Raw genomic sequence first — 18,362 nt, forward strand, 5'->3', positions numbered from 1 at the left:
CACCGGTGAAAGGCGAGGCACACGATGACGATGACAGTAGGAGATTTTCTGGTTGAGCGGCTCAGCCAATGGGGCGTCACACGGATTTTTGGTTATCCGGGTGACGGCATCAATGGCGTGTTTGGCGCGCTCGACCGAGCCAACGGAAAGATCGAATTCATACAGGCGCGCCACGAAGAAATGGCCGCTTTCATGGCCTCGGCGCATGCCAAATTCACGGGTGAGCTGGGAGTGTGCATCGCCACTTCAGGCCCCGGCGCGTCACATCTGATCACCGGCCTCTACGATGCACGGATGGATCACATGCCAGTACTGGCGATTGTCGGTCAGCAGGCGCGCACCGCGCTGGGCAGTCACTACCAGCAGGAACTGGATCTGGTGTCGATGTTCAAGGATGTCGCTGGCGCTTTTGTGCAGCAGGCATCGGCGCCATCGCAGGTCCGCCATTTGCTAGATCGCGCGGTGCGCACGGCGATTGGCGAGCGCCGCGTCACTGCGATCATCCTGCCCAATGACTTGCAGGATCTGGCCTACGAGGCACCGGCCCGTGCGCATGGCACGGCGCATTCCGGTGTCGGCTACAGCAAGCCGAAAGTCATGCCTTACGAGGCAGACTTGCAGCGCGCCGCCGAGGTTTTGAATGCCGGGGAAAAGGTCGCGATTCTGGTAGGCGCTGGTGCGCTGGAAGCGACTGACGAAGTGATCGCCGTGGCCGAAAAACTCGGCGCCGGTGTCGCCAAAGCACTGCTCGGCAAGGCCGTGCTCCCCGACGATTTGCCGTGGGTCACTGGCAGCATCGGCCTGCTCGGCACCGAGCCCAGCTACAAGTTGATGACCGAGTGCGACACCTTGCTGATGATCGGCTCGGGTTTCCCGTATTCAGAATTCCTGCCCAAGGAAGGCCAGGCGCGCGGCGTGCAGATCGATTTGCAGGCCGACATGCTCAGCCTGCGTTATCCGATGGAAGTCAATCTGCAGGGTGACGCGGCAGAAACACTGGCCGCGTTACTGCCACTGCTAGAACAGAAAACCTCAGGCAAATGGCGCAAGAAAGTCGAAGGGTGGCGCGGCACGTGGGAGAAAACCCTGGAAAAGCGCGCCATGGTCAAAGCCAAGCCGATAAATCCGCAGCGGGTGGTGTACGAGTTATCGCCGCGCCTGCCGGACGAGGCGATCGTCACCAGCGACTCCGGTTCGTGCGCCAACTGGTTTGCTCGCGACTTGAAAATCCGCCGCGGCATGAAATGCTCGCTATCCGGCGGACTGGCTTCGATGGGCGCCGCGGTGCCCTATGCGATTGCCGCAAAATTCGCCTTTCCCGAACGCTCGGTGATCGCACTGGTAGGCGACGGCGCAATGCAGATGAACAACATGGCCGAACTGATCACCGTCGCCAAATACTGGCGGCAATGGGCGAGCCCGAAATGGATCTGCGCGGTGTTCAATAACGAGGACCTCAATCAGGTCACGTGGGAGCAGCGGGTGATGGAGGGCGATCCGAAGTTCGAAGCGTCGCAGAGTATCCCCGACGTGCCATACCACTTGTTCGCCATTTCCATCGGCCTGAAAGGCATTTTCGTCGACCGCGAAGAAAACGTGGCGGGCGCCTGGGAGCAGGCACTGGCCTCGGACGTGCCGGTGCTGATCGAGTTCAAGACCGACCCGAACGTGCCGCCATTGCCGCCGCACATCAAGCTTGAACAGGCGAAGAAATTTGCCACGACGTTGCTCAAGGGCGACCCGGATGAGGCGGGCATTATCGTGCAAACCGCCAAACAGGTATTGAGTTCAGTGCTTCCCGGCAAAAAGTAACCTGAAGGCCAGCCAGGCCCCTGTAGGAGCTGCCGCAGGCTGCGATCTTTTGATTTTTTTTCAAGATCAAAAGATCGCAGCCTGCGGCAGCTCCTACACGGGGGCGACGCAGTATCTGGAGGGAATCGATTTGATTTACATAGGCTGCGCAGGCTGGAGTCTGGGGCGTGAGCATTGGCCGGCGTTCCCGGTTGAAGGTACGCACCTGCAGGGCTATGCAAAGCAATTCAACAGCGTGGAAATCAACAGTTCGTTCTATCGCCCGCATCGCCTACAGACCTACCAACGCTGGGCTGATTCGGTGCCAGACGGCTTTCGCTTTTCAGTGAAGATCCCCAAACACATCAGCCATGAACTGCGCCTGGCGGGCAGTGAAACGGCGCTCGATGAGTTTCTCGGGCAATGCAACGGCTTAGGCGATCGCCTCGGTTGTTTGCTGGTGCAGTTGCCGCCGTCACTGGCTTTTGATGAAACCATTGCCGAAGCATTTTTTAGCGCATTGCGCGAGCGTTTTGCCGGAGCGGTGGTGCTTGAACCGCGCCACGCATCGTGGGTTGCTGCCGAGCCGTTGTTGATCGCCCATCAGATTGCTCAAGCGGCGGTCGATCCTTCGCGCATCAGCAGTGACTCGTCGCCGGGTGGCTGGACCGGCATTCAGTATTGGCGATTGCACGGTTCGCCGCGCATTTACCATAGCGCCTACGATTTGCCGTATCTGCAAAGGCTTGCGCAGACGTTGCAGATCGCAAGTGCCGAAGGTGCCGCGGTCTGGTGCATCTTCGACAACACCACCAGTGGCGCCGCCATCGGCAATGCGTTGACTTTGGCGAAGGAGCTTGACCAGTACGCGGCCCTGACGCCGTCGAAGCCCTCACCCTAACCCTCTCCCAGAGGGAGAGGGGACTGATTGAGTTGATAGCGAGAGTTTCACCGACCTGAACGATCGCGTTGATTTCAAGACCTCAAGCCATGAGAGCTGAGTCGAGCCGAAGTTTTGAACGGCATGAAGATCGGCTCCCTTTCCCCCCTCTCCCTGAGGGAGAGGGTTGGGGTGAGGGGGAAAGTCCAACTGACACCGCAAAAATCTCAGTTCCCGTCCGCGACCTTGCGCTCAATCTCATCGACTTTGCGCTGCAGCTCTTCAGCATCCTGCTCTTTAACCCGAGTGGAGGAAGGCGTGATGACCTCGTCCACAGCCTTGGTGTCATCGTCCCTGTCCGCCAGATCTCGCTCGACCACATTTACCGGTTTGCCGGACGTATCAGTAGGCGGGGCGTTCGGGGTTTTGCTGTCGTTGCTGTTCATATCGCTGACCTCCATTCATTGGTGTAAACATTGGAGGTGTCGCAAAGCAGAGCGTTCGATATTTCTGCCGATTGCTGAATCAAAGGTGGAGAAATATTGCAACGTGGTGGCGGCAAGATGACTCAATCTGAACCTATCTGGCCTTGCCTGGCCTTGCCGCTGACCGTGACGCTTTTGTCGAATGTGACGCCGTTGTCGGTGATTTCGACTCCTTTGGCATCGACCACCGAATCGATCGTCGGCGAAACCCGGCCAGCTATCAGCAGATCGAGCGTTTCCGAATACTCATACCGACCAGTGGAGGCTCGCCGCAACACATAACTCACCTTCACTGTTGTTCCGATGTTGGGAGCCACGAACTGTTTATCCAACCTGAATCGCAAAGGCTGGCCTTCGATCACTGTCGTAATAGTCACCCTGTCACTGGTACTGCCTTGGGGATTATCCGCGCGCCAGTAGTAAGTGAGGATGTCATCCTTGGCGGTCTGCGCCTCAATCAATAAGTGAACCGGGTCTTTGGACGGATCCAGCATATCCGGCGGATCGGCCTCCTCGACCACTGGCACTGGCAGCGTGGCACGGATTTTCTCGACCTTGGCCAGCAATGGTTCGGACTCACTGACGCCGTAGAGCGCCACTTGGTCGTTGGACACCCGGTATGAGACATCGAGGGTGCCATTGTTGAGCACGCTGATGTGCTCATTGTCGACATGCAAGGTGACGATCCCTGCCTTGGCGTCGTTGTCGCTGACGATATGCTCAACTGGGTGCGCATACGGGGTACCGTTGGATCGCGTGCCTGTCCACCTCAGGTTGATGACGTCGCCGCTGCGTATGCCAAGGTAACTGATGCCCACGGTGGCGCGAGCTTCGTCTGGCGCCAGAATGTTGCCCGACAGCTCACGAATGGTCGGCTCTGGCAGCATCAAAACGTCACCCACTACCTGGGCGAAGGTGCGCTTGGATGAAAGCAGTGGCTCGCCATTCTGTCTCTTCAACACATATGAAGCATCCGCCAGGCCCATGGCGATGGCTCTTATATGTGCATAGGGCACTTTCAATTCCAGAATGCTTGGAATACTGACAACAATTTTCGACGTTGAATGTATCAATGGCTTACCGGCCGCGGGCGTGCCGATGAAGGACAAGGTCACGGTGTCGCCTAGAGTGAAATCCTCGGGCTGCACATGGACCTGAACCGTGACATCCTCTTTCTTCAGATTCTTGATGGTAATGATGCCGTTGATCGATTCTTTGATCACGGGCGCCTCCAGGCGCCAGCCACCGGCATCAACGCGCACGCGGTTGGATTGCGAATGCCGGACCGCCCAGTTCCAGACCACATCGTGAATGTTATAGCGCACTACCAGCGCGTCACTGTCTCCCCCGGCCAGGATGGCTGCCTGGTCGGCGATGATCACGATGGGGTTTTTCCCATCGACCTCATCCTGCGTCACGGTATGGGGTGCAAGAATGTTATTGGCGCTCCCCCAATGCACCAGAATCGTGTCACCTAATGCCATTTCCGGGTAGAACGGTATGGTTACAGGTACACCTTTCTTCGCCCACTCGGCATCAATACCTTGCTGCACGACGTCTTTGGGCAACTGCGCCGGATGCAGTTCGGAATGGCCGTCCGGCAGATGCGGCGCCTTATCCCGCCCTCCGGGACGCGTGAGTTTGACCAATAATCGCAACGCCACAGAAGGGTCGTCCGGGGTGCTTTCGCCGAATCGGGTCAGCTGGTAATAGCACTCTTCAACCCAGCCCGGTTGGGCGATTGTCTTGGGTAGATAAAACAGCAGTTGTTTATTGACTTCGTCCGGTTGCACCTTCCCGGAGTACACGATTTGCGCGCCCCAGTGAACGTCATACTGATCGTCCAACTGCATCCCGATATACGGATTGATTGCACACAAAATGCCGGCGTCGTTGTCCTCGACTACATCGAGATTGATGCCGCCATCACCGTCCGCCAAGGGGCGCACCATGCCGGCTATCAGCAGGGGGCGCATTGCCAGCGATGAGTTGTCGTCGTCAAAACGCGGGAACAGAGAGGTATTGCTGGAGGGGATGCCGGATTTACGGGTCTGTAGTGCGCGAACACCTTCAGCGTTCGAAGCTGTGTTTGTTTGACCGCCGGCAGGCTGAGGGTGGCTGCTGTTTTCGAGAAACTCATTGGCGGACATGATCAGGAACTCCGTTCAGAAAGGTGACGGAGTGATTGAACGTTGTATGGGAAAAATGCGCACCTGTCAGATCTGACAGGTGCGCAAGGTTTTTCGACGAACGGTAGGAGGCGAGAATCTGCGTCGGCTCCCGTGGGGGGCAGAATCAGTCCTTGAGAATGTCGCGATCCTTGGTTTCCGGCAGGAAGAACGTACCGAGTATCGCCGTCATCACTGCAATCACGATCGGATACCACAGCCCGTAGTAGATATCACCGGTGGCCGCGACCATCGCGAAAGCCACGGTCGGCAGGAAGCCGCCGAACCAGCCATTGCCGATGTGATAGGGCAGCGACATCGAGGTGTAGCGGATGCGGGTCGGGAACAGCTCGACCAGCCACGCCGCAATCGGGCCGTACACCATGGTCACGTAGATCACCAGAATGGTCAGCAGCAGCAACACCATCGGGTAATTGGTTTTCGCCGGATCGGCTTTCTCCGGGTAGCCCGCTTCCTTCAGTGCGCCACTCAGGTTGGCGGTAAACGCATCGTTACGCGCCTTGAAGTCAGCGGCGGGCAGGGTGCTGCCCTCGAAACTCTCGATGACTTTGTCGCCGATGCGCACCTGCGCCACGGTGCCGGGCTCGGCCTCGACGTTCTCGTAAGGGATCGCCCGTTTCGCCAGCAGGGTCTTGGCCAGGTCGCAGGAACTGGTGAATTTGGCCTTGCCCACCGGGTCGAACTGGAACGAGCACTGATCGGAATTGGCGATCACCTTGACCGGGTTTTTCTCCTGGGCGATGAACACGTCGGGGTTACCGTACTGGGTCAACGCATGGAAGATTGGAAAGTAGGTCAGCGCCGCCAGAATGCAGCCGACCATGATGATCGGCTTGCGGCCGATACGGTCGGACAGGCTGCCGAAAATCACGAAGAACGGCGTGCCGATCAACAGTGATCCGGCGATCAACAGGTTGGCGGTTTGCGGGTCGATCTTCAGCGTCTGCAACAGGAAAAACAGCGCATAGAACTGTCCGGTGTACCAGACCACCGCCTGGCCGGCCGTACCGCCGAGCAGCGACATGATCACCACTTTGAGGTTGTCCCAGCGCGCGAAGGATTCGGTCAGCGGCGCCTTGGAGGCCTTGCCTTCAGCCTTCATCTTCTGGAACACCGGCGACTCGCTCAGTTGCAGGCGGATGTACACCGAAACGATCAGCAGCAGGATCGACAGCAGGAACGGAATCCGCCAGCCCCAGGCTTCGAACGCTTCGGTGCCCAGCGCGGTGCGGCAGGCGAGGATCACCAGCAGCGACAGGAACAGGCCCAGGGTCGCGGTGGTTTGAATCCATGAAGTGAAGAAACCACGTCTGCCCGGCGGCGCGTGTTCGGCCACGTAAGTCGCCGCGCCGCCGTACTCACCGCCCAGTGCCAGGCCTTGCAGCAGGCGCAGGGTAATCAGGATGACTGGCGCAGCGACGCCAATGGTTGCGTAGCCGGGCAGCAGGCCGACGATGGCCGTGGACACACCCATGATCACAATGGTGATCAGGAAGGTGTGCTTGCGCCCGATCATGTCGCCGAGCCGGCCAAACACGATGGCACCGAACGGCCGCACGGCGAACCCGGCGGCGAAGGCGAGCAGGGCAAAAATGAACGCAGTGGTCTCGTTGACGCCGGCAAAAAAGTGCTTGGCGATGATCGCGGCCAGTGAGCCGTAGAGGTAAAAGTCGTACCACTCGAACACCGTGCCCAGGGACGAAGCGAAGATGACCTTGCGCTCCTCCTTGGTGATGTCGCCGCTACGGGGTGGACTGCCTGAGGATGTCGTGTCGATTGTGGCCATGGGTGTACTCCGTCGTGCTTGTTTTTTTGTAGGCCGGAGTCCCCCAATACCGCTTTATTGCACCCTGGCCTTGTGGCGTATGCCGCAATTGCTGTCGCGTGAAACCTGCACAGTCTGACCGCCTCGCCGGTGTGCGAGGTTTCCTGAAGCATAATCAGCTTCTGGCAGATATCCACTCGCCAGCATTGGCACCTACGCCTTGACCCAGCGCTGACGGCTCCACGCACTCAGCCAGTCCACCGCAAACACCAGCACCAGCATCGCCAGAATCACCGTACTCGCCTGCGCTTCCTGAAACAGGCTGAGGCTTACATACAACATCTGTCCCAAGCCACCCGCGCCGACGAAACCCAGCACGCTGGCCATGCGAATGTTGTTTTCCCAGCGGTACAGGACGTAGGCGAGCAGTTGTGGGGCGAGGTTGGGCAGGGTGCCGTAGCAGAAGGCGAGGACAGGGTTGCCGCCCTGCAAACGGATCGCTTCGGCCGGTTGCGGCGGGGTGTTTTCCAGCGCCTCGGCGAACAAGCGGCCAAGCACGCCGGTGGTGTGCAGGGCGAGGGCCAGCGTCCCGGCGTTCGGGCCCAGCCCGGCGGCGAGCACCATCAACGCGGCCCAGACCAGTTCCGGAATCGCCCGCAGACCGTTGAGCAGCAGGCGCGAAGCACTGCGCAGCGGCCAGCCGAAACGCCCGGCAGCGGGCAGGGCGAGGACGATGCCCAGCAGCGCGGCGAGCAGGGTGCCGAGCGCCGACATGGCCAGGGTTTCCAGCGAGCCATGGAGGATCGCTTTCAAGTAATCGGCGCTCAGATCCGGGCTGAGAAAGCGCTGCACGTACGCGCCCATCTGTTTCAGGCTGGTGGCAGTGCCCAGTTCGCCGAGGTCGAGCCCCAAGTAAATGAACGAGGCGATGACGGCCGCGCCGATGCCGGCGATCAGCAACAGATTGATCAGACGGTTCATGTCAGCCTCCAGCGCAGCAAGCGGCTGAGTTGATCGGCCACCAGCACCAGCAGCAGGAAGGTCAGCAGAATGCTTGCGACTTCACCGCCCGCGAACATGCGGATCGACAGGTCGATTTGCTGGCCCAGGCCACCGGCGCCGACAAAGCCCATCACCACCGAAGCGCGGATCGCACATTCCCAGCGATAGACCGTGTACGAGAGCAATTCCCCGGCGACATTCGGCAGGATTCCATAGGCAAAACTCGCCAGTCGACCGCTGCCCGACTGCAACAGCGCGTGCGCCGGACGCTGGTCGGTGGATTCGAAAATCTCTGCGTAGACCTTGCCGAGCATGCCGCTGTAAGTGATCGCAATCGCCAGCACGCCTGCCGCCGGGCCGAGGCCCACGGCGCGCACGAACAACAGCGCCCAGACGATTTCCGGCACGCTGCGCAGGAAGATCAACAAGCCGCGAATCGGCCAGCGCAGCAAGCGGCCTAGACGACTGGGCACGCCACCCCGTGAAGCCGCAGACAGCGACAAGGCACGGCTGGCGAGCAAACCGGCGGGCACTGCCAGCAGCAGCGCCAACGCCATGCCGGCCGTGGCGATCGCCAGGGTTTGCAACGTGGCTTTGAACAACAACTGTAAAAAGGCTTCATCGTGAGCGGGCGGCCAGAACTGTGCGACAAACCGGCCCATTTCATTCTGGCTATCGGGCAGCAGCACGCTCAAATTCAACTCACTGAGTTGTATTCCCGGCCACAGCACCGCAATCGCCAAGACCGTCAGCAGCAGACGAGGCCATGCTGCAGGATCGCGTGAATCGGTCTTCAGCATCGCGGAATCTGCACAGGCATAACCACAGCCGCAACGGTCGGCGATTGCAGATGTTCATTGGCGTACAGCGCGTCGAGCATGTCGTGGCTGACTTGATCGGCAGGGCTGTCGAACAGAATCTGCCCGTCACGCAAGCCGATGATGCGCGGGAAGTGCGACAGCGCGAGGTCCACCGCATGCAGGCTCGCCACCAGCGTGACGTTATGTTCGCGGGCATGGCGCGACAGGACCGTCAGCGTGTGCCCGGCCATGACCGGATCCATCGCCGAAACCGGTTCATCGGCCAACAGAATCTCCGGCGCCTGATACAAAACCCGGGCGATGCCGACACGCTGCAGCTGACCGCCAGACAATTGCTGGCAGTGGGCGAACAATTTATCGCCCAGATCCAGCCGCGCCAATGCCGCGCGAGCACCGGGCACGTCGAGTGGATGCAGCAGGTTCAGCAAACTTCTGCCCAAACTCCATTGCCCGAGTTTGCCGGCCAGCACCGCCGTGACCACGCGCTGGCGCAGCGGTAGGGGCGGCGCCTGATGCACCAGGCCAATACGCGCGCGCAGGCGTTGACGCTGGCGGGCAGACAAGTGCCAGGCGCGTTCGCCGAGCACTTCGACCTCGCCGCTGCTGGGCCGCAGTGCGGTGGCCAGCAGGTTGAGCAAACTCGATTTACCGGCCCCGGACGGACCGATGATCGCGACTTGTTCGCCGACGCCAATCTGCAAGTCGACGCCGCGCAGGGCATCGACTCCATTGACGTGGCGCAGGCTGACGTGGGTGAGGCGTAGCGTCATTTCAGCAGATCGGCAGCGCGGGCGGCTTCCTCGATGCCCTTGTAGTTCTCAGGCTTGGTGTCGATGAAACGGCTGGCTGCCTGCAAATCGAGAATCTTCTTCTGCTCAGGGTTGGCCGGGTCCAGATCAAGGAAAGCTTTTTTGATCTTCGCTGCCAGCGCCGGGTCGAGGGTGCCGCGCACGGTCCAGTTGTAATCGAAGTACGGCGGGGTGGTGGCGAAGACTTTGACCTTGTTGGTGTCGACCTTGCCGGCGTCCACCAGTTTCTGCCAGACGCTGGCGTTCAACACACCGGCGTCGACCTTGCCGGCCTGCACCCAGGCAACGGTGGCGTCGTGGGCGCCGGAGTAGGCGACGCGACTGAAATACGCCTCAGGCTTGATGTTGTCATTTTTCAGCATGAAGTAACGCGGCATCAGGCTGCCGGAAGTCGACGACACGGAACCGAAAGCGAAGGTCTTGCCCTTCAGATCGGCCAGGCTTTTGACGTTCGGGTCGGCGGTGATGAATTTGCTGGTGAACTGCGCATCCTGCTCGCGCTGCACCAGCGGAATCACCGGGGTGGTAGCGTCGGTCTTCAGGCGTGCCTGCACAAACGTGAACCCACCCAGCCAGGCCATGTCGAGACGGTCGGTGGCCAGTGCTTCAACCACTGCCGGGTAATCGGCTACCGGAACGAACTGCACCTTCATGCCCAGTTGCTGTTCCAGATACGCACCCAGCGGCTCGAACTTGCGCAGCAGTTCGGTCGGGGCTTCATCGGGAATGGCGCTGACCCGCAACACATCAGCGGCTTGCGCTGCCAGCGCGGAAAGGGACAGGGCCAGGCCGGCCGTCAGTGCCAGGGTTCGTTTGAGCATGGAATTCTCCGTTTCGTGAGCGTCAAAGTCGAAGCGCCGCCGTTGTGCAGTCGAGGCTGGGCGCAAAGTCAGGTTAGACGAAACGGCGAGGTTATACGCATTCATGGGTTTAAAGGCCAGCACACGATATTTGCGTTAGGTTTCACCTGTAGGAGCTGCCGCAGGCTGCGATCTTTTGATCTTGTTTTTAAAAGTCAAAAGATCGCAGCCTGCGGCAGCTCCTACAGGGGTGATCAATGGTTGGCGGGGAGTCTGGCGATCACCTTGATCTCGAAGTCGAAACCATACAGCCAGGTCACGCCGACGGCGGTAACGGTCGGATGCGGCGCATCGCCCCAGAACTCCGTCAAAACGACATTCCAGATCGTCTCGAACTTCGATTGCGGATCAACCATAAAAAGGGTGACGTCGACCACATCCTCGAACGTGCAACCGGCCTCGTCGAGAATCGTATTCAGGTTATTGAAAGCCTGACGCACCTGGTTCTGCAGATCCGGCTCCGGCGTACCGTCCTCAGTACTGCCGACCTGGCCCGAGACAAACAGAAAACCGTTGGAGCGGATCGCCGGCGAGTAGCGATGGCGCTCGTAAAGGGTTCGGCGTTCGGGTGGGAAAACAACGTCGCGCTGAGTCATAGGGTGTCTCCATCAGTGAGGTGATGGCCCGACTTTAAGGATTTGCAGGCGCGCGATAAACGCGCAAGCTTGGCGTTAACTGTTTGTAAAACCCAAACAATCGGAAGCCGGGTAATGGACCGTTTTGATGCAATGCAGGCATTTGCGCGGGTGGTCGAGGCGGGGAGCTTCACCAAAGCCGCCGAAACCCTGCACATGAGCAAGACCACCGTGACACAACTGGTCCAGCAGTTGGAGGCACGATTGCGCGTGAAACTGCTCAACCGCACCACGCGCAAGGTCAATGTCACGGCTGACGGTGCGGCGTATTACCAGCGCGTGATCAAGTTGCTGGCCGACATGGAGGATGCCGAAACCAGCCTGCCCGGTGCCTCGGTGTCGCCCAGTGGCCGCTTGCGCGTGGACGTGCCGAGCCCGTTCGCTCGCTTGATTCTGATCCCGGCATTGCCTGAGTTTCACGCGCGGTATCCGGATATCCAGATCGACATGGGCGTCAGCGATCGCATCGTCGACATCATCGATGAGAACGTCGACTGCGTGGTGCGCGGCGGCGAGCTGCTGGATCAGTCACTGATGGCGCGCAAGGTTGCGGATCTGCAACTGGGCGTGTTTGCTTCACCCGACTACCTCGCTCGCGCCGGCACGCCGATGCATCCGCAGGAACTGGAAGACTCCCATCATCGCGTGGTTGCGTTCCTCTGGGCGCGTACCGGCAAGCCGATGCCGTATGCACTGCATAACGATAAGCAAAGCCTGCATGTCAAAGGTCGCCATGTGTTGGCGGTCGACGACGGCAATGCTTACCTTGCGGCGGGTCTGGCTGGCATGGGCGTGCTGTGGCTGCCGAGGTACATGTCCGACGTCCCGGTGGCACGCGGTGAGCTAGTGCCGCTGTTCGAGGGCTGGCAACTTGAATCGATGCCTCTCTACATAGCGTATCCGCCGAACCGCCATATCAGCTTGAAGTTGCGAGTATTTATCGATTGGGTTGTGAAGTTAATGGCTTAGCAGGCGTGTGGTGCGCTTTTTGCTTGGAGGTGCGCTATGTCGTCAAATAACTAACACATCCGGCAACCCGAAAGCCTGCGGCGTTGACCAGAGTAGCGTTGAGCTCAAGGAGCTTTACTCATCATGAACATGTACATCGATATCGTCGGCGCCTGCAACCTGAGCTGTCCTTCTTGCCCGATGGGCAACTCGGAAAACCTCAACTTCAAAAAAGCCATGCAACTCGACATGTTTCGGCAGATCGTCGAGAAAGCCAAACGCGAAGGCGTTCGGGCGATTTTTCTCTACAACTGGACTGAGCCTTTGGTGCATCCGAAGATCGGCGAGTTCATCGAGATCATCAATGCCGCCGGCATGAACAGTGGCGTCAGCACTAACCTGAATCTGGCCAAAAACATGGAAAAAGCCTTGTTGGCCGAGCCAGGTTTCTTCCGTATTTCGCTGTCAGGTTTTTACCAGGAGACCTACGCGAAGGGGCATGTAGGCGGGGATATCGAAGTTGTAAAACAGAACATGATCACCCTGAGTGAGCTTGTGCAGCGCCATGGTCTGAACACCCATGTCGAGGTTTATTACCATCGGTATCTGGACAACCTGGCAGAAGAAGCACTGATGCGCGAGTTCAGTGAGCGTCTGGGCTTCACCTTCAGCACGGGTTATTCCGTGATGATGCCGCTGGAGAAGGCGCTGGCCATTGTCGAACGCGATCCTTCCGTGACCGACACTGACCACGAGACCCTGAAAAGGCTGGCATTGCCGCCTTACGATGATCTGGTCAATGTCGTACAACACTTCCACAAGCAAGCGTGCACACTCAAAGATAACTGGCTGGTGATCGACTGCAACGGCAATACAGTGCTTTGCTGCACCATCTTCAATCAAAGTGAATATCAGGTCGGAAAGTATCTGGACATCAATGTCGACGAATTGATGAAGCGTAAAAACACGCAGAAAAACTGTGTCGACATGTGCAATCGGTGCGTGAAGAAGGGCATGCACATCTACGCGATGTACCCCGGCCAGGGCGCGCTTGAAAGTCATGCAATCAATCGCATTATCGATTTCCAGCAACGCAGCATTGCGGGGCTGCCGATTGATAGTGAGCAACTCGGTCGGGCCGGTGAAGTCAGTGCGCAAAACTTCGATGAAGCCCAATACCTTCAACTGAACGACGACGTCCGGCAGGCGGTTCGCACCGGCGCTTTCACCAGCGGCTATCAACACTACGTGCTCTTCGGTCGCCTGGAAGGGCGAGTGGGCGCCGGTCTTTTTTCTGCGGTGTAAACGCCGTCAGGATGCCCCCGTCAGCCGCAGGCGTGATTGACTCCGGCGCGGTTCAGGCCAACTATCGGCGCATAACAACATGACCGATGGACCAGACCTTGATCGAACGACGGCAATTCAGCGGGGGCATGAAGGGCAAAAACCTCCGCTATCTGAATGAGCAATCCCCTGACCAGACCCGCGTGACGCGCGCGGGTTTTCTACTGCTTGAACACTTTTCGCTACCGGCCTTCACCCAGGCGCTGGACACGATCATTACCAGCAATCTGTTGCGCGCAGAGCTGTTTTCTACGCGCACCTTTGGCTTGAGTGAAGCTGAGGTCGTCAGCGACCTGGGGTTGGTGATTCGGCCAGATGCGCGGATTGATCTGGCGGCACTTCAGGACCTGGACTTGCTGGTGGTGTGCGGCGGCTATCGAACCGAACTGCGCGCCAGTGACGAGTTCATCAGCCTGTTGAAAGCGGCAGCAGAGCGCGGTGTCAGCCTCGCCGGTTTGTGGAATGGCGCGTGGTTTCTCGGCCGCGCCGGACTGCTCGATGGCTATCGTTGCGCGATCCACCCGGAACATCGCCCGGCGCTGACCGAAATCGCCAAGTCCACCCACGTCAGCAGCGAACCCTACGTCATCGACCGCGACCGACTCACGGCATCGAGCCCCTCCGGAGCGTTTCACATGGCCCTGGACTGGATCAAGTGCCTGCATGGCAAGGCCTTGGTCGAGGGCGTCGAGGATATCCTCGCGTTTGAGGAATCGCGCTATCGACGGATCAAACCGGATGAAAACATCTGCGTCAGCGCACCGCTGCGTGAAGTGGTAAAGCTGATGGATGCCAACCTCGAAGAACCGTTGGAACTGGAGCAACTTGCAGTCTATGCCGGCCGCTCCCGGCGCCAGTTGGAGCGCTTGTTCAAGGAACAGCTGGGCACCACTCCACAGCGCTATTACTTGGAACTGCGCATTACTGAAGCGCGGCGGTTGTTGCAACACACTGAGTTGTCGCAGGTGGAAGTGCTGGTGGCGTGTGGGTTTGTTTCGCCGAGTCATTTCAGCAAGTGCTATAGCTCATACTTCGGCTATCGCCCGTCAAAAGAAAAACGCCTCGTCAAATAACCCAAGCCGTTACCAGCCCGAGTTCACTTCGGTATTTCCAGGCCGATGTTGTTTACGGTGACTGAGCTGATGCGGCGCGGGTGGCTTGCCTGACATCCGGTAAGGAAATAGTCCAAACTTGATGCCGCCCAAGGCAAGATAATCCCGGGCCCAGATCCCTCCCCATAATGGTTGGAAGAATTCATGCTGACCGCTTTTTTGCAGTACCCGGTTTCATTTGGCGACTCAGCAGCAAACTTCAATAAAATTCGCGATGCTGTTAACTCGGAACAATTTGATCTCTTGGTAATGCCCGAGCTTTGCACCATTGGTTATTTTCACGAATCGCGTGAGGCATTGTTTCTTCATGCTGAATCGGCGCTCGATGGGCCAACGGCGCAGTTTTTACTGCAGCTGTCGGCAGACAAGAATGCAACGCTGATTGCGGGCATCGCCGAGCGTGACGGCGATCAAATCTACAATACGGCGATTGTCGTATCGCGCGGGCGCTGGCTGGGAAAACAGCGCAAGTGCCACCTGTCTCGTATAGAAAAGCTGATCTTCACCCCAGGCGATTCATTAGCGTGTTTCGATGACGGAATCTGCCGTTTCGGCGTTCTTACCTGTTTCGACCTTTGGATGCCAGAAGCCGCTCGCCTGTTGGTGCGCCAAGGTGCGCAGTTACTGTGTTGTCCAGCCAATTATGGTGGGCCTTGGACAACCCAGCTTGCGCGCATTCGCGCAATGGAAAACGCCACTCCGCTGATCTGTGCCAATCGTACGGGTGTGGAAATGTATGCGGGCGCAGAGGCGACATTCCGAGGTGAAAGCCAAATTGTCGGGCCTATGGGAGAAGTCTGGACTTGCGCCACAGAAGAGACGTCGCTGGGTTTGTCGATAATCGACCCGGCTGCACACGTTCTCAAGGCGAATCCTATGTGCGATGACTTGATGGCAGAGGCAAGCCGCTATGCTTTATCAGGCCCACACTTAAAATGAACCGACGCAAGTAACGCTATTTGGCCCGACTCTTTGCCAAGGCACCTCAGGACCAGGACCAGGACCAGGGCATGCAGGCTGTTTAAACACTATTTCGCACACACGTTTAACTTACACGCACTGTTACGCCATAACGGCTACAACACCTTGCGCCGTTGCCTACGCGTACGCCAGAATCCGCCGGCTTACGCGCCTTGAGGCGGGCTGTATCGTTTCCCTGTCACTGCAAAACAGTGATCGGGTTTGGTAGCCCGCTTCATTTACAGTTATTGCGTCGCCATGCGCAGCCTCGTTTTTTAAGGCTGAGATTATATGGTGGCCATGCGTGGGGCTCCCTCGGGAGCGCCGGGTTTACTGTTTTGACCGGTCTACCAACCCACAAATGGCCGCCACCCTTCGTTTGGTAGCGAGAGTGATGGCTCCTTTTATCTTTTAAAACAGGTGTCATCTATGTTCAAAATTACGCCAAACCCACCAGAAACCGATCCAATCCCCTACGACGCCGCCCTCGAACCTCAAAACATCAAAGAGGCAACAGAACGCGCGATCAACTTCTATCTCAATCCCTCGGCATTGAAGACTTCAATCCCCACACGCAAGACCGGCCGAATCTATCTCATCGACCCCACCGTGGATGACGAAACGCTGCTGGTCGAGGCGACTGAAACCTTGTCTTCCGCCAGTGACATGGCGCGTGAGTTCGCCGAATTGATGGAGGGGCCACACCGCAAAAAGATGCTGGTGCTGCAGCAAGTGATCATGCTCAGCGAATTGGTGGTCGGTCGAGTCCTGGATAACCAGCGCTTGCCGCACTAGTTGCGATGCAGATGAGTGAGGGGGCTTGCTCCCTCATTGCAGACAAGCGTCTACGGTCGCGATCGTGACGCTTCTGGCTTTCTGGCTCTTATGGAATTTCAGCTGATGTCCAAGACACCCGAACCACCCGTCACAGATCCGGCGTCGCCGTACGCATCACCCAACTCAAGAAAACTCCACGAAGCGGCAGAGCGTGCGCTTGACCATTACCTCCTGCCAGCAGCCGGGATCATGGCAACACCCTATACGCCCAGCACTATGTTCATGGTCAACCCGCAGTCCGACGCCGAGTCTTTGCTGACCAATGCCAGCGGCTCTTTAGCGTCTGCCACGGTCATGCTCGGTAATTTTGCAGGGCTGCTGGAAGGGTCGAACCGCCATACCTTGTTGGGTATCGCCCAAGTGGTCATGTTGGGAGAGTTGGCGGTCAACAAGGCGTTGGATATCGTTGTGCCAACGGAGTAATCACGCACGTTAGCCATTAAGCAGTCAGCCTTTGCGGCTGACTGCTTTTTTGCTGGGGCAGGGTGACGCTTTACAAGTGATCCGCATCAATCACAGCCTTGGCAAACGCCTGCGGATCTTCCTGCGGCAAGTTGTGGCCAATCCCGCCATTGATCAAACGGAACTGGTATTTGCCGGTAAAGCGCTTGGCGTAATCCTCCGGCGCCGGGTGCGGTGCGCCGTTGGCGTCGCCTTCCAGGGTGATGGTCGGCACGCTGATTGATGGGGCGGTGGCCAGTTTCTGCTCCAGTGCCGCGTATTTCGCCTCGCCCTGCACCAGGCCCAGACGCCAGCGGTAATTGAACACGGTGATGTCGACGTGATCGGGGTTCTCCAGCGCTTTGGCGGAGCGATCAAACGTAGCGTCATCGAATTTCCACTGCGGCGACGCGGTTTGCCAGATCAGCTTGGCGAAGTCGTGGGTGTTCTTCGCATAGCCGGCGCGGCCGCGGTCGGTGGCGAAGTAGAACTGATACCACCACTGCAATTCAGCCTTGGGCGGCAGCGGGTTCTGCCCGGCAGCCTGATTGCCGATCAGGTAGCCGCTGACTGACACCAGCGCCTTGACCCGCTCCGGCCACAGCGCCGAGACGATGCCCGCCGAGCGTGCGCCCCAGTCATAACCGCCGAGCACCGCTTGCTTGATCTTCAGCGCATCCATGAAGTCGATGACGTCACTGGCCAGCGCCGCCGGTTGGCCGTTGCGCAGGGTGTCTTTGGAGAGGAACTGCGTATCGCCATAACCCCGCGCATACGGCATCAACACGCGATAACCCTTGGCCGCGAGCAACGGTGCGACTTCATCGTAGCTGTGAATGTCGTAGGGCCAGCCGTGCAACAGAATCACCACCGGGCCGTTGGCCGGACCGGTTTCGGCGTAAGCAACGTCCAGCACACCCGCCTTCACATGTTTCAGCGGACCGAACGGCGAGGGCGAGGAATAGCTCGCCGCCGCAGGTTCTGCGGTTTGGGCTTGAGCCGTGCCGAAAGCGCCGAACAACGACAGCGCCAGAATCGAAAGTCCGAATGCGGTTTTGCGGGTGTGCAGTGCCATTTTCATGGTGACGTCTCCTGTGCGAACTGTTGGTTGACGATTGCGAGTGAATCCTTCAAACCGTGAGTGCATTTGAGCGCCGAGACGTATCTGGCCTGTGTCGAAGAGGGGCGAAGTTGAAATCCGCTGTATCGCGGCGGGGGTCGTACACAGTGTGATACACGCCGCCAAACGGGCCGATCATTGGGCGCAATCCAGCCAAAAAAATAAGTCGCTGTTTTAAAACAAAAAATATTTCATTTCGGGCTTCCCAAACGTAACGAATGTTGATAAATTGCGCCCCGTTCTTGCAGTGATCCTCACGGAGCCGCTGACAAGTGCTGTAGGGGCGTCGCCAAGCGGTAAGGCAGCAGGTTTTGATCCTGCCATGCGTTGGTTCAAATCCAGCCGCCCCTGCCATATATCAAA

Annotated in this window: 17 protein-coding genes and 1 tRNA gene; 9 read left to right on the plus strand and 9 right to left on the minus strand. The window is 58.5% G+C overall.

Features of this window, described 5'->3' with window-relative positions:
* Positions 1-24 precede the first annotated feature (24 nt).
* Entirely contained in the window at positions 25-1,812 is a 1,788-nt protein-coding gene (locus ICA16_RS26770; RefSeq protein WP_210702045.1) for a thiamine pyrophosphate-requiring protein, read from the plus strand.
* Positions 1,813-1,942: 130 nt separating this feature from the next.
* The gene (locus ICA16_RS26775) at positions 1,943-2,692 is read left to right on the plus strand and encodes a DUF72 domain-containing protein (protein ID WP_210702046.1); all 750 of its coding nucleotides are present in this window, start codon (positions 1,943-1,945) and stop codon (positions 2,690-2,692) included.
* A 206-nt stretch (positions 2,693-2,898) separates the two neighbouring features.
* Here ICA16_RS26775 and ICA16_RS26780 read toward each other — a convergent pair whose 3' ends face one another.
* The 8 genes from ICA16_RS26780 to ICA16_RS26815 form a co-directional block, all read right to left on the minus strand.
* Positions 2,899-3,117 (minus strand): hypothetical protein, encoded by a 219-nt coding sequence (locus ICA16_RS26780; RefSeq protein ID WP_150591635.1) that lies wholly within the window; start codon positions 3,115-3,117, stop codon positions 2,899-2,901.
* A 122-nt stretch (positions 3,118-3,239) separates the two neighbouring features.
* Positions 3,240-5,306, minus strand: a complete 2,067-nt coding sequence (locus tag ICA16_RS26785) for a hypothetical protein (protein ID WP_210702047.1) — start codon at positions 5,304-5,306, stop codon at positions 3,240-3,242.
* A 145-nt stretch (positions 5,307-5,451) separates the two neighbouring features.
* Complete coding sequence (locus ICA16_RS26790; RefSeq protein WP_210702048.1) at positions 5,452-7,131, minus strand: MFS transporter; 1,680 nt, start codon at positions 7,129-7,131, stop codon at positions 5,452-5,454.
* A 192-nt stretch (positions 7,132-7,323) separates the two neighbouring features.
* Entirely contained in the window at positions 7,324-8,091 is a 768-nt protein-coding gene (gene phnE / locus ICA16_RS26795; RefSeq protein ID WP_210702049.1) for a phosphonate ABC transporter, permease protein PhnE, read from the minus strand.
* Positions 8,088-8,912, minus strand: coding sequence for a PhnE/PtxC family ABC transporter permease (locus ICA16_RS26800; protein WP_210702050.1), 825 nt, complete (start codon positions 8,910-8,912; stop codon positions 8,088-8,090). The genes phnE and ICA16_RS26800 overlap by 4 nt, the downstream gene beginning before the upstream one ends.
* Positions 8,906-9,703, minus strand: coding sequence for a phosphonate ABC transporter ATP-binding protein (locus tag ICA16_RS26805; protein WP_210702051.1), 798 nt, complete (start codon positions 9,701-9,703; stop codon positions 8,906-8,908). The genes ICA16_RS26800 and ICA16_RS26805 overlap by 7 nt, the downstream gene beginning before the upstream one ends.
* Complete coding sequence (locus ICA16_RS26810; RefSeq protein WP_210702052.1) at positions 9,700-10,563, minus strand: putative selenate ABC transporter substrate-binding protein; 864 nt, start codon at positions 10,561-10,563, stop codon at positions 9,700-9,702. The genes ICA16_RS26805 and ICA16_RS26810 overlap by 4 nt, the downstream gene beginning before the upstream one ends.
* A gap of 233 nt (positions 10,564-10,796) precedes the next feature.
* A complete protein-coding gene (locus tag ICA16_RS26815) occupies positions 10,797-11,198 on the minus strand; it encodes a RidA family protein (protein ID WP_210702053.1) in 402 nt (133 codons plus the stop codon).
* A gap of 114 nt (positions 11,199-11,312) precedes the next feature.
* On the opposite strand from ICA16_RS26815, the gene ICA16_RS26820 reads away from it, so the two are divergent.
* The 6 genes from ICA16_RS26820 (at position 11,313) to ICA16_RS26845 (ending at position 16,861) form a co-directional block, all read left to right on the plus strand.
* Positions 11,313-12,206 carry a LysR family transcriptional regulator gene (locus ICA16_RS26820; protein WP_210702054.1) on the plus strand — a complete coding sequence of 298 codons (894 nt, stop codon included), beginning with the start codon at positions 11,313-11,315 and terminating at the stop codon, positions 12,204-12,206.
* Between the two features lie 123 nt (positions 12,207-12,329).
* A complete protein-coding gene (locus ICA16_RS26825; RefSeq protein WP_210702055.1) occupies positions 12,330-13,490 on the plus strand; it encodes a radical SAM/SPASM domain-containing protein in 1,161 nt (386 codons plus the stop codon).
* 86 nt (positions 13,491-13,576) lie between these two features.
* Positions 13,577-14,602: a GlxA family transcriptional regulator gene (locus tag ICA16_RS26830; protein WP_150615814.1), complete on the plus strand. Its 1,026-nt coding sequence runs from the start codon at positions 13,577-13,579 to the stop codon at positions 14,600-14,602.
* 183 nt (positions 14,603-14,785) lie between these two features.
* On the plus strand, positions 14,786-15,580 hold the full coding sequence (locus tag ICA16_RS26835; protein ID WP_210702056.1) for a nitrilase-related carbon-nitrogen hydrolase: 795 nt from the start codon (positions 14,786-14,788) through the stop codon (positions 15,578-15,580).
* A 450-nt stretch (positions 15,581-16,030) separates the two neighbouring features.
* Positions 16,031-16,396, plus strand: a complete 366-nt coding sequence (locus ICA16_RS26840; RefSeq protein ID WP_210702057.1) for a DUF6124 family protein — start codon at positions 16,031-16,033, stop codon at positions 16,394-16,396.
* 105 nt (positions 16,397-16,501) lie between these two features.
* Positions 16,502-16,861 carry a DUF6124 family protein gene (locus ICA16_RS26845; protein WP_200617066.1) on the plus strand — a complete coding sequence of 120 codons (360 nt, stop codon included), beginning with the start codon at positions 16,502-16,504 and terminating at the stop codon, positions 16,859-16,861.
* A gap of 70 nt (positions 16,862-16,931) precedes the next feature.
* Here the strand turns inward: ICA16_RS26845 and ICA16_RS26850 are convergent, their stop codons facing one another.
* On the minus strand, positions 16,932-17,960 hold the full coding sequence (locus ICA16_RS26850) for an alpha/beta fold hydrolase (RefSeq protein ID WP_150603238.1): 1,029 nt from the start codon (positions 17,958-17,960) through the stop codon (positions 16,932-16,934).
* Positions 17,961-18,278: 318 nt separating this feature from the next.
* On the opposite strand from ICA16_RS26850, the gene ICA16_RS26855 reads away from it, so the two are divergent.
* Positions 18,279-18,353 (plus strand) — tRNA-Gln (locus ICA16_RS26855).
* Positions 18,354-18,362 lie beyond the last annotated feature (9 nt).

The organism is Pseudomonas anatoliensis (genome assembly GCF_017976235.1).
GTDB lineage: Bacteria > Pseudomonadota > Gammaproteobacteria > Pseudomonadales > Pseudomonadaceae > Aquipseudomonas > Aquipseudomonas anatoliensis.